Source organism: Microbacterium sp. CIAB417 (assembly GCF_022788845.1).
In genome coordinates this window covers 826,275-839,598 of the sequence record NZ_JAHZUT010000001.1, presented here as the reverse complement: position 1 = coordinate 839,598, position 13,324 = coordinate 826,275, and the positions used below count along the sequence as shown (strand labels likewise).

The following is a 13,324-nucleotide window of genomic DNA, read 5'->3' as shown; positions in this document are numbered from 1 at the left end:
CGGGAATGACGAACTACGACGAGATCGACTTCGCTCCGATCCAGGCGCTCACGGATGACGAGGTCGTGACGTACTCCCCCGTGCGCGACATCCGCCTCGCCTCCGGCAAGGTCCTGGCCCTCATCACGCTCGACAACGGCCGCGACCACACACGCCCGAACACGCTGGGGCCGGCGACGCTCACCGAGCTCGGCGAGACGCTCGCCGGTCTCCGGGCCCGTGCCGCGTCCGGAGAGATCGACGCCGTCGGCATCACCGGCAAGCAGTACATCCTCGCCGCCGGCGCCGACCTGTCCGACATCAGCAAGGTCGGTTCGAAGGACAACGCCCGGCTCATCGCTCAGCTCGGACACAAGGTCCTCGGATCGCTCGGCGAGCTGGGTGTCCCCTCGTTCGCGTTCGTGAACGGCCTCGCCCTCGGCGGCGGCCTCGAGATCGCGCTGAACAGCACGTACCGCACCGTGGACGCCTCAGCCGCCGCGGTGGCGCTGCCGGAGGTGTTCCTCGGAATCATCCCCGGCTGGGGCGGCGCGTACCTCCTGCCGAACCTGATCGGCATCGAGAACGCGCTCGAGGTGGTCATCTCCAACCCCTTGAAGCAGAACCGTATGCTCAAGCCCCAGCAGGCGTTCGACTACGGGATCTTCGACGCGATTTTCCCGGCCGCGAACTATCTGGAGAACTCGCTCGCGTGGGCGGATGCCGTGCTCACCGGTGCCACGAAGGTGGAGCGCAGGAACGAGCCGGGCAAGATCGAGCGCCTGACCAAGTGGCCGATCGCCATCAAGATGGCCCGCGGAATGCTGGAGTCGAAGATCGGCACGGTGCCGAAGTCGCCCTACGCCGCTCTCGAGCTGCTGGACAACGCCCGCGGAGGCACCAAGGCCGAAGGCTTCGCCCGTGAGGACGAGGCTCTCGCGGAGCTCGTCACAGGCGATCAGTTCGCAGCATCCATGTACGCGTTCGATCTGGTCCAGAAGCGGGCCAAACGACCGGTCGGAGCCCCCGACAAGGCCCTTGCGAAGAAGGTCACGAAGGTCGGGATCATCGGAGCCGGCCTCATGGCGAGCCAGTTCGCCCTCCTGTTCGTACGCAAGCTGCAGGTTCCGGTGCTGATCACCGACCTCGACCAGGAGCGCGTCGACAAGGGCGTGGCGTACATCCACGACGAGATCGGGAAGCTCGAGGCCAAGGGGCGCCTGGACGCCGACACCGCCAACAAGCTGCGCTCGCTCGTGACCGGCACGACCGACAAGAGCCTGTACGCCGATGCCGACTTCGTCATCGAGGCCGTCTTCGAGGAGGTCGGGGTCAAGCAGCAGGTGTTCGGCGAGATCGAGAAGATTGTCGCCGAGGACGCGATCCTCGCCACGAACACATCCTCACTGTCGGTCGAGGAGATCGGTGCGAAGCTCGCGCATCCGGAGCGCCTGGTCGGGTTCCACTTCTTCAACCCGGTGGCCGTCATGCCGCTGATCGAGATCGTGAAGACGCCGGCGACCACCGACGCCGCGCTCTCCACCGCCTTCATGGTGGCGAAGGGCCTGGGCAAGAACGCCGTTCTCACGGCCGACGCTCCCGGCTTCGTCGTCAACCGCCTGCTGGCCAAGGTGATGGGCGAGGCGGCTCGCGCCGTCTACGAGGGCACGCCGCTGGTCGAGGTCGAGAAGGCGTTCGCACCGCTCGGGCTGCCGATGGGTCCCTTCCAGCTCATCGACCTGGTCGGATGGAAGGTCGCCGCCCATGTGCAGGACACGATGGTGCATGCCTTCCCCGATCGCTTCTACGCGAACGAGAACTTCCATGCGCTCGCGGAGCTGGAGCAGGTTGTCGAGAAGGACAAGGGCGGCCGGGTCGTCGGCTGGACGAAGTCGGCGGAAAAGGCGCTGAAGGGCGCGGTCGGCAAGAATCCTGCCTCCGCGTCGACCATCCTCGGCCGCGTCCAGGACGGACTCGCGCAGGAGATCCGCATCATGCTCGACGAGGGAGTCGTCCCCGAGGTCGAGGACATCGATCTGTGCCTGATCCTCGGCGCGGGATGGCCGTTCATCGACGGCGGCGCATCGCCCTATCTCGATCGCGAGGGTGCCTCCGAGCGCGTGTTCGGCAGCACGTTCCACACGCCGCCGATCCGCGGCATCGCGCACAGCTGAGGTCCTGTCCGGAGGGCGGGGCGGCCGGGGAGCCGTCCCGCCCTCCGCCGTCTTCGCCGCCAGGGCGGGAACGGACGGCGAAACCTGGGTGAACTTCTCCCGCCAGACGCCCGGACGGGAGCTCCTGCGGCCGGCCATCGGAGAAAGTGGACGCATGGACACGTTCCTCTCGTTCTTCAGCGTCCCCGGTATGTCCAGCCTCCTGAAGACCGGCACTGCCATCCTCACCGTCCTGCTCGTGGTCCCGGCGCTCCTCAAGCTCTTCCTCGTGACGATCGACGAGGGGTGGGCGGCGATCCGCACGCGCAACGGCAAGCCGATCGTCCGCAAGCCGAAGGGCGCTCCCGGCGCAGCGGGCGAAGTGGTCGTGCTGCCGCCGGGCACCCACGGCGCGTTCCCGATGTTCTACTGGTACAAGCTCATCGACGTCCGGTGCCGTGCGACGGATCTCCCGGCGCGGCAGCTCACCGGCGCCTCGGGGCACCAGCATCTCGTGCACGCGTCCTTCGAGTGGCGTCCCGTCGCCACGGGGCGTGCGCTGCGGGTCTTCGAGCTGGACGTCGTGAACGTCACGGAGCGTGCGGCCAACATCGTCGGTTCCGCGATGCGCGACATCGTCCGCGGCATCCCCGGAGATGTCCTCCCCGACAACGCCGACCTCGGCGCGCGCGTGCTCACGGCGTGCGGGGCGACCGCGCTGCGCGACTGCGGCGTCGAGATCGTCCGGGTCATGATCACCGGCGACGCGCTGACCGACGGGTACCTCATGTCGCAGGCGCTGCGCTCCACCGATCGGGATGCCGAGGCCGCCGTCGCCGCACTGCATGCGCTGAACTGAGAGAAGCCGGCATCAGCGGTAGTGTTTTGAGGATCACCGCCTCAGGAGGCCCCGCGATGCCCGACGACGAGCCCGTCCGCACAGCGCGAACGGCCGCTGAGCCGATGGCCGTTTCGCGGGATGAACTGCTGAGGGGCGCATTGTGCGTGTGGGGACTGTTCGTCGGCCTGTTCGCCGCCGGCATCGCCCTCCTGTTCATCTGGTTGAGCCTTGGCACGCCTCCTTCGCTGTCCACGTTCGGCTTCCTGCTGTGGATCGGCGGCTATTCGATATTGATCGCCGCGGCAGTGGCGGCCTTTGCCGCAGCCGTGTTCACGCCGCTGGTGTGGGGCCTCGCTCGCGCACTCCGCCGACAGCGCCGCGTGGGCGTCCACGCGTCCGCGTATGTGCTTCTCGGCACCGTCCTGGCCGCGCTCGCGGGAGTCATGACCAATCTGATGGTTCCCGGAAAGACCGACCTCATCCTGATCGCGGCTGTCTCCGCCCTGATCGCGGTTCCGCTCGGATGGTGGCTCACCGCCCGCGCCGCTCTCCGCCGCGATCGGGGCATCCTTTCCCGCCGCGAGCGGCGTGGCCGCATCGACGTCGACATGATCGCCGAGGACGCGGCGACAGACTGATCCGGTTCAGCGCTTCTCGTGCAGCGGCAGATCGATCGTCCCGGTCTCGCCGGCGTTGCGCGCCACAGGGATGCGGATGCCGAGCACCTGCGAGACGACGTCCTGGGCGATCTTCGAGGCCGTGAGGCCGGCGTCGGCGAGGATCTGGTCGCGCGACGCGTGATCGATGAACTCGTCAGGGAGGCCCAGCTCGTCCACGGCCGTGTCGATTCCCGCCTCCCGCAGGACCTGACGCACGCGCGTCCCGATCCCGCCGACGCGGATGCCGTCCTCCAACGTGATGACCAGCCGGTGGCGGCGCGCCAGGTCGATGACCGACGACTGCACGGGGATCGCCCAGCGAGGATCGATCACGGTCGCCCCGATCCCCTGGGCACGCAGACGCGCCGCCACGTCGACGGCGAGTGCGGCGAACGGCCCGATGCCGACCAGCAGGACGTCCTCCGCCTCGCCGCGCGCGAGCACGTCGACGCCGTCCTCCAGACGCTCGATCGCCGGCAGCTCGGCGGCGACGTCCCCCTTCGGGAAGCGGATCACGGTCGGCGCGTCGTCCACGGCGACGGCCTCGTCCAGGGCCTCGCGCAGCCGCGGCGCGTCGCGCGGCGCGGCGATCCGGATGTGCGGCACGATCTGCAGCATCGCCAGATCCCACATTCCGTGGTGGCTCGGGCCGTCGGGGCCGGTGACACCGGCCCGGTCGAGCACGAATGTGACGCCGGCCTTGTGAAGCCCCACATCCATGAGCACCTGGTCGAAGGCACGGTTCATGAACGTCGCGTACAGGGCTACGACAGGGTGCAGGCCCCCGTAGGCGAGCCCGGCCGCAGCAGTCACCGCATGCTGCTCGGCGATGCCGACGTCGTACACCCGGTCGGGGAACCGCTCCGCGAACGGTGCGAGACCGGTGGGGCGCAGCATCGCCGCGGTCATCGCGATCACCTTCGGGTCGCGCTCCCCCACCTGCACGAGCGATTCGGAGAACACGTCCGTCCAGCCCTGACCGCTGCTGGACAGCGTCTCGCCGGTCGCCGGATCGATGCGACCGACGGCATGGAACTGGTCGGCCTCGTCGTCGCGTGCGGGTTGATACCCGCGTCCCTTCTCGGTGATGGCGTGCACGATCACCGGCGCCCCGTAGGACTTCGCCAGCTCGAGCGTCTCCACGAGCGCGCCGAGGTCATGACCGTCGACGGGCCCCAGATACTTGATGTCGAGATTGGAATACAGCGCGGCGTTGTTCGTGAAGCGCGACAGGAAACCGTGGGTTCCCCCGCGAACCCCGCGGAACAGTGCACGCCCGAAGGCACCGAACACCCGGAAGAAGCGGTCGGACCTGCGGTGCAGGTCCTTGTACGCGGCGGCCGTGCGCACCCGGTTCAGATAGCGCGACATGCCACCGATCGTCGGCGCGTAGGAGCGTCCGTTGTCGTTGACGACGATCACCAGGTTGCGGTCGTTGTCGTCCGTGATGTTGTTCAGCGCCTCCCAGGTCATCCCGCCCGTCAGCGCGCCGTCGCCGACCACCGCGACGACGTGGCGGTCAGCGCGACCGGTGGCGGTCAGAGCGCGCGACACGCCGTCGGCCCAGCTCAGTGAGCTGGACGCGTGCGACGACTCCACGACGTCGTGAGCGCTCTCGGCCCGTTGCGGGTAGCCGGCGAGGCCGCCGCGCACCCGGAGCTGCGAGAAGTCCTGACGCCCGGTGAGGAGCTTGTGCACGTAGGACTGGTGGCCGGTGTCGAAGATGATGGGGTCGTCCGGGGAACGGAAGACTCGATGCAGCGCGATCGAGAGCTCCACGACGCCGAGGTTCGGCCCCAGGTGCCCTCCGGTGCGCGAGACGTTCTCCACGAGGAACTCGCGGATCTCGTCGGCGAGCTCCCTCAATTGCGCGGGCGTGAGCCGATCAAGATCTCGGGGGCCGGTGATGCTCGGCAGGATCGGCATGGACGCTCCTCCGCGACTCGACGACGTGCGCGGCGGTGTGCCGTGCGAACGTGCTCAAGTCTATCTCCGGGTCCTGAGTATCCGGTGCGGCCGCGACGCGCGCACGTCGTGCGTCTGACGATCGCGACAGGCGTTGCCCTCCCCCGTCCGACCCGCGACACTGGGGGCATCGGGTCCGACGAGGAGGCGGAACGCATGTCCGACACGACCGAACGCGTCTTCACGACGCGCATGCTCACGGACGACACCTGGGACGACTTCGCGGCCCTCGTCGAGGCCAGCAACGGCGTCTGGGGCGGATGCTGGTGCATCGGCTTCCACCCGGAGCCTTTCGGGGAGACCGCCCTGCAGAACCGCGATGCGAAGAGACGTCACGTGCGACGCGGCACCGTGCATCAGGTCCTCGTCTACGACGGCGGCGACTGCGTCGGCTGGTGCCAGTTCGGCACGCCGGCGGAGCTGCCGGACATCAAGAACCCGGCCGCCTATGCGTCGGGTGCGGGCGAACCGCCCGAGTGGCGCATCGGGTGCCTCTTCACCGGAAGCAGGCACCGCGGCGCCGGCGTCGCGAGGGCGGCTGTGACCGCCGCCCTGTCCGCGATCGCCCAGGCGGGCGGCGGCGTCGTCGAGGCGTATCCCGAGCAGGTCGAGGACCGCAAGCCCCAACGCGGTGCGTACTTCCACACCGGGCCGGAGACGCTGTTCACCGAGCTGGGATTCGTGCGGGATCGGCGCATCGCGAAGTGGCGATGGGTGATGCGTCGTGTCGTGCCGGATGGGAGCGCGGCGTAGCCGCAAACGCATCGCCCCGCCCGGCCGGGGCCGAACGGGGCGATGCGATGGGTCGCGTGATCAGACGAGCGAGCGCAGCACGTACTGCAGGATTCCGCCGTTGCGGTAGTAGTCCGCCTCACCGGGGGTGTCGATGCGCACCACGGCGTCGAACTCGACGACCTGCTTGCCCTCGGGCGAGTGCTCGCTGGGAGCGGCCGTCACGTGCACCGTCTTGGGCGTCACGCCGCTGTTGAGCTCTTCGAGGCCCGAGATCGAGACGACCTCGGTGCCGTCCAGGCCGAGCGACTCCCAGCTCTCCCCGGCGGGGAACTGCAGCGGGACCACGCCCATGCCGATCAGGTTCGAACGGTGGATGCGCTCGAAGCTCTCGGTGATCACGGCCTTGACGCCCAGCAGGCTGGTGCCCTTGGCCGCCCAGTCGCGCGACGAACCGGAGCCGTACTCCTTGCCGCCGAAGATCACCAGAGGAGTGCCCGCGTCCTGGTAGTTCCGGCTGGCGTCGTAGATGAACGACTGCGGGGCGTCCGCCTGAGTGAAGTCGCGGGTGTAGCCGCCCTCGACCTCGTTGCCGTCGTTCACCGCGCGCACCAGCTGGTTCTTCAGGCGGATGTTCGCGAACGTGCCGCGGATCATGACCTCGTGGTTGCCTCGACGTGAGCCGTAGGAGTTGAAGTCCTTCTGGGCGACGCCGTGCTCGGTCAGGTACTGGGCGGCGGGGGTGCCCGCCTTGATGTTCCCGGCCGGGCTGATGTGGTCCGTGGTCACGGAGTCGCCGAGCGTGGCCAGCACGCGGGCGCCCGAGATGTCCGTGACCGGGGTCAGCTCCATCGTCATGCCGTCGAAGTACGGCGCTTTGCGCACGTAGGTGGAGTCCTCGTCCCATTCGAAGACGGGACCCGTCGGCGTCGGGAGGCTCGTCCAGCGCTCGTCGCCGTCGAACACGGTGGCGTACTGCTTGATGAACTGCTCGCGCGAGATCGAGGAGTCGATGATCTCCTGGACCTCCTCGGGGGCCGGCCAGATGTCCTTGAGGAACACGTCGTTGCCGTCCTGGTCCGTGCCCAGCGCGTCGTTCTCGAAGTCGAAGTGCATGGATCCGGCCAGCGCGTAGGCCACGACCAGCGGCGGCGAGGCCAGGTAGTTCATCTTCACGTCGGGGCTGATGCGGCCCTCGAAGTTGCGGTTGCCGGAGAGGACGGCGGTGACGGCGAGGTCGTTGTCGTTGATCGCCGCGGAGACCTCCTCGATCAGCGGACCGGAGTTGCCGATGCAGATCGTGCAGCCGTAACCGACGGTGTAGAAGCCGAGACCCTCGAGGTCCTTGTCGAGCCCGGACTTCTCGTAGTAGTCCGTGACGACCTTGGAACCAGGGCCGAGGGTGGTCTTGACCCACGGCTTCTGCTTGAGCCCCTTCTCGAGCGCCTTGCGCGCGACGAGACCGGCCGCGATCATGACCGACGGGTTGGAGGTGTTCGTGCACGACGTGATCGCCGCGAGGGTGACCGCCCCGTTGTCGATGACGTAGGGCTCGCCGGCGGCGGGCTTGACCTTCACCGGCTTGGACGCGCCCTTGACGCCGCTGGAGATGTGGACGGGACGCGTGTGCGCGTCCTCCTCTCCGGGGACCGAGCCGGGGTCGGAGGCCGGGAAGGAGTGCTTCGACTCCAGATCCACGAGGTCGTCCGAGGTGCTCGCGGTGGCGTAGTTCAGGATGTCCTGCTCGAACTGGCTCTTCGCGTCGGAGAGCAGGATGCGGTCCTGCGGACGCTTGGGGCCGGCGATCGAGGGCACGACCGTCCCGAGGTCGAGCTCCATGTACTCGCTGAACACGGGCTCGTTGGCCGGGTCGTGCCAAAGGTGCTGCTGCTTGGCGTAGGCCTCGACCAGCGCGACCGTCTGCTCGTCGCGGCCGGTCAGGCGCAGGTACTCGGTCGTGACGTCGTCGATCGGGAAGATGGCGGCCGTGGAGCCGAACTCCGGAGACATGTTGCCGATGGTCGCGCGGTTGGCGAGCGGGACCGATGCGACGCCGGCGCCGTAGAACTCGACGAACTTGCCGACCACGCCGTGCTTGCGCAGCATGTCGGTGATGGTCAGCACCACGTCGGTGGCCGTGACCCCTGCCGGGATCTCGCCCGTGAGCTTGAAGCCGACCACGCGGGGAATGAGCATGGAGACCGGCTGACCGAGCATCGCGGCCTCGGCCTCGATGCCGCCGACGCCCCAGCCCAGCACGCCGAGCCCGTTGACCATCGTGGTGTGCGAGTCGGTTCCGACACACGTGTCCGGGTACGCGCGCAGCACACCGTCGACGGTGCGGTCGTAGATGACCTTGGCCAGGTGCTCGATGTTCACCTGGTGGACGATGCCGGTGCCCGGAGGGACGACCTTGAAGTCCTGGAAGGCCGTCTGGCCCCAGCGCAGGAACTGATACCGCTCGCCGTTGCGCTCGTACTCGATCTCGACGTTGCGCTCGAGCGCGTTGTCGGTGCCGAACAGATCGGCGATGACCGAGTGGTCGATGACCATCTCGGCCGGAGAGAGCGGGTTGATCCTGTTGGCGTCGCCGCCGAGCGCCGTCACGGCCTCGCGCATCGTGGCGAGGTCGACGATGCAGGGCACGCCGGTGAAGTCCTGCATGACCACGCGTGCGGGCGTGAACTGGATCTCCGTGTTCGGCTCTGCGGTGGCATCCCACGAGCCGAGGGCCTCGATCTGCGCCTTGGTGACGTTCGCGCCGTCCTCCGTGCGGAGCAGGTTCTCCAGGAGGACCTTGAGGCTGAACGGGAGCTTCTCGTAACCGGGGACGGTGTCGATGCGGAAGATCTCGTAGTCGGTGCTGCCGACCGTCAGGGTGCTCTGCGCACCGAAGCTGTTCACCGTGGACACGAATCCGTCTCCTTCTTCTCGGATGGAGGCAACAGGCGACTCCATCTTGCTCGCCAGCGAGCCCGCGCGGCTAGCAAGGCGGACCTAACCAGTCTGCTCCGCCGAAGCCGTGCGCGAAAGCCTGCAATTTATCTTGATGTCGAGATAAATCTATCACGAATCGGCGGCGTCGCGCTGCGCCGACCCACGCGGATACAGCGCCCGCACGACCAGCCACGTCACGGCGATCATCGGGGCGAACAGCGGCAGCCCCATGATCAGCTTGAGCGTGCCCAGCGCCGTGACGTCTCCCGCGAAGTAGAGCGGAAGCTGGACCGCGAGCCGCGCGAAGAACAGACCCGCCCACGCGATCGCGAGCCAGAAGAACGCCCGCTTCTTGCGCCGGTCGCCGCGCCAGGCCGTGCCCTCCCCCATGAGGAATCCGGCGGCGAGCCCGATCAGGGACCACCCGACGAGCGCCGACACGAGAAGGGCGGTGCCGTACAGGGTGTTGGTGAGGAACCCCGGGACGAAGTTATCCTCGCCCCGCCCGGTGAACAGCGCGAGAGCCGCCGCGGCTCCGGCCGCGACCAGGCCGCCGATCGCCGCGGACGGTGGAGACTTCTGGAGCAGGCGCACGACGGTGAACACGGCCGCGAGCCCGACCGAGACACCGAGGGAGAGGATGAGCGGCTCCGGGCGGATCGTGAACAGCACGACGAACGCCAGGCTCGGCAGCACCGATTCGAGGATGCCGCGCCAGCCGCCGATCGCCGACCACACCACGCGGTGGGTCGCGCCGCCCTCCTCCGGGTCGATGCCCGCCTTGCGGGCCGCCCCGCCGAGCGCGGCGCCGAGGATGTCGGATACACGGGGCTCGGGCTCGCCCTTCCCCGCCTCCTCCCCCGGGTCCTGGGCGGAGGGTCCCCGGTCGCTCACGCGGCGCCGGGCGTGGCCGGCATCTTCAACGGGATGAGATCCCGCGGCGGCATGGGTGCACCGCCGCGGACGACCACGAGAGAGCGGAAGAGATCCTCGACCTTCGCCGCGGCATCCAGGTCGGAGGCCGCGGCGCCGCCGATCACGCCGCGCAGGAACCATCGCGGGCCGTCGACGCCGATGAAGCGCGCGAGCCGGAGACCCGATCCCTCGGATGCCGACGCCGGCACCTCCGCGAGCAGCTCCTTGCCCAACGGGCCGTCGCGCTCCTCGACACGACCGCCCTGGGAGCGGACCTGGTCCTTGAGCTGCACCCGGGTCTCGTCCCACAGCCCGCCGGACCGCGGCGCGGCGAAGGGCTGCACCTGCAGCGAGGAGTCCGCGTAGTCCAGACCGACCGCGACGATCCTCTTGGTCTGCTCCTCGACCTCGAGGCGGAGGTTGAGTCCGTCCCTGGGCAGGATCTTGATGCCGCCGAGGTCGATGTACGGGCGGACCGGGTTCACCTCGGACTCGTCGAACGGGCCCTCGACGGCACGATCCGCCGGAGCCGACTTGGCCGACTGCTCGTTCTGCTCTGTCATGACTTCTCCCCTGGAGCTGCGGCCGGACCGGCCGCCTGGTATCCCGTCGAGCCGAAGCCGCCGTCGCCACGGACGCTCTCGGGGAGCTCCTCGACGGGGATGAAGGTGGCGCGGGTGACGGGCATGATGATCAACTGGGCGATGCGATCGCCGATCGCCACATCGTACGCGCTGCGGGTGTCCGTGTTTATCAGGCTCACCTTGATCTCCCCGCGGTAGCCGGCATCGACGGTGCCCGGCGAGTTCACGATCGAGATGCCGTGCTTGGCCGCCAGCCCGCTGCGCGGCACGACGAAGGCCGCGTATCCCTCCGGCAGCGCGATCCGCACTCCGGTCGCCACCAGCGCGCGCTCGCCCGGCTCCAGATGCACCGCCTCGGCGGCGACGAGGTCGGCACCGGCGTCACCGGGATGGGCGTAGTGCGGGACCACGGAGGCGATAATGGGAAGATCGATGGAATCGCTCACCCCACGAGGCTAATGCAGAACACGGTCCCCGCCACACGTCCGCGCTACCGGGAGCGCTTGGCACCCAGCCTCTGGCTGCTGGCGTCCGCCGCCGTGCTCGCGCCCATGGTCGCCCTCACCCTCGTGCCCGTGGCGCCCACGTTCGGCCTCGTGATCGGCGTCGCGGCGGCGGTGGCCGTCATCGCACTGCTGATCGCCGCCTCCCCCGTCGTGTCCGTCGACGCCGGAGTCCTTCACGCGGGCCGCGCGCACATCGACGCACGCTGGCTTGGCGAGCCGGTGGCGCTCACCGGCGAGGAGGCGAAGCACGCGCGCGGGCCGGGCCTGCCGGCGACGGGCTGGCACCTCATCCGGGGCGGGATCGACGGGGTCGTGGTCGTGCCCAACACGGATCCCGACGACCCGGTCACGGCATGGACCGTCTCGACCCGCACCCCCGACCGGCTGGCCGCCGCGATCCGGCGCGCCCGCGGCTGAACGACGACGCGCCCCGGACCTGAGAGGTCGGGGCGCGTTGAGGATGCTGCGATCAGGCCGCGCATTCCTTGCAGATGGGGCCGTCCGGGCCCTCGTGGTCGAGCTGCGAGCGGTGCTTCACGAGGAAGCAGCTCATGCAGGTGAACTCGTCCTGCTGCGCAGGCAGCACGACGACATCCAGCTCGAGGTCGGACAGGTCGGCTCCCGGCAGGTCGAAGCTCGACGGGTTGTCGGAGTCCTCGTCACCGGTCGAGCCGGAGAGCTTGTCCGGCACACGCTCCTTCAGGGCTTCGATCGACTCGGAGTCGTCTTCGCTCTTTCGAGGGGCGTCGTAGTCGGTTGCCATGCGGTAGATCTCCACTTTCATGGTGCTAGTGGGCGGGGCGCCGTCGGGTAATCGGCGGCCATAGTTTGCACGACCGGAGCGGAATACGCAAATGCCGGTCATCGCACCCGATCAAACTCACGGCGCGCCCAGGGTATTCCCGGCATCCGAGGGGCCCGCGTGACACCATGAACGCACACCCATCAGAGGGGCATTCGCATGGAAAACGTCACGATCGTGGGCACCGAGGCCGGTGTCCTCGTCCTCGCCACCGAGAACGGTCAGCGCTTCGCGCTGCCCATCGACGACCTCCTCCGCGCCGAGATCCGACGCGCGCGTGCGCAGGCGGCACCCGCGGCTCCGAAGCTCGCCGCGAGTCCGCGCGAGATCCAGGCGCACATCCGCTCAGGCCTGGCCGCGGCCGAGGTCGCCGAACTGCTCGGCATCGATCGCGCCGACGTGGAGCGCTTCGAAGGCCCCGTGCTCGCCGAGCGCGAGCACGTCGTCGGGCAGGCGCTCGCCGTCCCCGTGCTCATCGGCAGCGAGGTCGAGCCGGACGCGCAGCCCACCTTCGGCACCGCGATCCGCGCCAAGCTCTCCGACGTCGAGGCGAGCGGTGAACGCTGGGCGAGCTGGAAGGAGGAGTCCGGCTGGGTCATCAAGCTCGAGTTCACGGCCAACGACGTCGACCACGATGCGCGCTGGAGCTTCGACCCCCGCCGCAGCACGCTCGCGCCGCTGAACGCGGACGCCACTCAGCTCTCCCGCCAGGGTTCGCTCCCCGAAGGCCTGATCCCGCGGCTGCGCGCCGTCGAGAGCGAACGCCCCGCCTCCCCGTACAAGGACGAGACGCGCTTCGATTCCGGAGCGTTCGGCCCGCGCGGTGTCGCCGATCCCGAGGCGGACGTCACCGAGCCGGCGGTCGCAGACCGGGCACCGACCGCCGCGCAGAACGCCGCGATCAAGCGTGCCCCCGAGCACTCCAGCACGAGTCCCGAGACCGCCGACCTGCTCGAGGCACTGCGCCGCCGGCGCGGCCAGCGCGAGAGTGCGCCCGCTGTCGCAGACGAGCACGACGACGTCACTCCCCCGGACCCGATCGCGCTGTTCGATGCGCTCGAGCCGGGTTACGACGACGAGCCGCAGCCGGAACCGGAACCCGTTCCGAGTGCGTCGGAGAACTCCTCGCGCAAGCGTCGCCGGAACGCCATGCCGTCCTGGGACGAGATCGTCTTCGGAGCGCGCACCGACGAGTGAGCCCGGAACGCGGCTGCTACACCGTCCCGCTCGTTGAGCGAGGAGCGAAGCGAC

12 protein-coding genes are annotated in these 13,324 nt (G+C 69.1%); 6 read left to right on the top strand and 6 right to left on the bottom strand.

Annotated elements, in window-relative coordinates; translation table 11 throughout:
* Positions 1-5 precede the first annotated feature (5 nt).
* The 3 genes from KYX17_RS04135 (at position 6) to KYX17_RS04125 (ending at position 3,611) form a co-directional block, all read left to right on the top strand.
* On the top strand, positions 6-2,153 hold the full coding sequence (locus KYX17_RS04135) for a 3-hydroxyacyl-CoA dehydrogenase NAD-binding domain-containing protein (RefSeq protein WP_243226174.1): 2,148 nt from the start codon (positions 6-8) through the stop codon (positions 2,151-2,153).
* 154 nt (positions 2,154-2,307) lie between these two features.
* Positions 2,308-2,991 carry an SPFH domain-containing protein gene (locus tag KYX17_RS04130; protein WP_243225580.1) on the top strand — a complete coding sequence of 228 codons (684 nt, stop codon included), beginning with the start codon at positions 2,308-2,310 and terminating at the stop codon, positions 2,989-2,991.
* Between the two features lie 56 nt (positions 2,992-3,047).
* Positions 3,048-3,611, top strand: a complete 564-nt coding sequence (locus KYX17_RS04125) for a hypothetical protein (protein WP_243225579.1) — start codon at positions 3,048-3,050, stop codon at positions 3,609-3,611.
* 6 nt (positions 3,612-3,617) lie between these two features.
* On the opposite strand, the gene dxs is transcribed toward KYX17_RS04125, so the two are convergent.
* Positions 3,618-5,558, bottom strand: a complete 1,941-nt coding sequence (gene dxs / locus KYX17_RS04120; protein ID WP_243225578.1) for a 1-deoxy-D-xylulose-5-phosphate synthase — start codon at positions 5,556-5,558, stop codon at positions 3,618-3,620.
* A 195-nt stretch (positions 5,559-5,753) separates the two neighbouring features.
* Between dxs and KYX17_RS04115 the strand changes: the two genes are divergently transcribed.
* The gene (locus KYX17_RS04115; RefSeq protein ID WP_243225577.1) at positions 5,754-6,350 is read left to right on the top strand and encodes a GNAT family N-acetyltransferase; all 597 of its coding nucleotides are present in this window, start codon (positions 5,754-5,756) and stop codon (positions 6,348-6,350) included.
* A 60-nt stretch (positions 6,351-6,410) separates the two neighbouring features.
* On the opposite strand, the gene acnA is transcribed toward KYX17_RS04115, so the two are convergent.
* The 4 genes from acnA to dut all read right to left on the bottom strand — a co-directional run bounded on the left by acnA (position 6,411) and on the right by dut (position 11,211).
* Complete coding sequence (gene acnA / locus KYX17_RS04110; RefSeq protein WP_243225576.1) at positions 6,411-9,287, bottom strand: aconitate hydratase AcnA; 2,877 nt, start codon at positions 9,285-9,287, stop codon at positions 6,411-6,413.
* Positions 9,288-9,395: 108 nt separating this feature from the next.
* Positions 9,396-10,160, bottom strand: coding sequence for a DUF3159 domain-containing protein (locus KYX17_RS04105; protein WP_374208921.1), 765 nt, complete (start codon positions 10,158-10,160; stop codon positions 9,396-9,398).
* A complete protein-coding gene (locus KYX17_RS04100) occupies positions 10,157-10,744 on the bottom strand; it encodes a DUF3710 domain-containing protein (protein WP_243225575.1) in 588 nt (195 codons plus the stop codon). The genes KYX17_RS04105 and KYX17_RS04100 overlap by 4 nt, the downstream gene beginning before the upstream one ends.
* Positions 10,741-11,211: a dUTP diphosphatase gene (gene dut / locus KYX17_RS04095; protein WP_243225574.1), complete on the bottom strand. Its 471-nt coding sequence runs from the start codon at positions 11,209-11,211 to the stop codon at positions 10,741-10,743. The genes KYX17_RS04100 and dut overlap by 4 nt, the downstream gene beginning before the upstream one ends.
* Here dut and KYX17_RS04090 point away from each other — a divergent pair.
* Positions 11,155-11,688 carry a DUF3093 family protein gene (locus tag KYX17_RS04090; protein ID WP_374208920.1) on the top strand — a complete coding sequence of 178 codons (534 nt, stop codon included), beginning with the start codon at positions 11,155-11,157 and terminating at the stop codon, positions 11,686-11,688. The genes dut and KYX17_RS04090 overlap by 57 nt on opposite strands.
* Before the next feature lie 52 nt (positions 11,689-11,740).
* Here KYX17_RS04090 and KYX17_RS04085 read toward each other — a convergent pair whose 3' ends face one another.
* Positions 11,741-12,034: a DUF4193 domain-containing protein gene (locus KYX17_RS04085; RefSeq protein ID WP_120230320.1), complete on the bottom strand. Its 294-nt coding sequence runs from the start codon at positions 12,032-12,034 to the stop codon at positions 11,741-11,743.
* A gap of 198 nt (positions 12,035-12,232) precedes the next feature.
* Here KYX17_RS04085 and sepH point away from each other — a divergent pair, with 198 nt between their 5' ends.
* Positions 12,233-13,270, top strand: a complete 1,038-nt coding sequence (sepH, locus tag KYX17_RS04080; RefSeq protein WP_243225571.1) for a septation protein SepH — start codon at positions 12,233-12,235, stop codon at positions 13,268-13,270.
* Positions 13,271-13,324 lie beyond the last annotated feature (54 nt).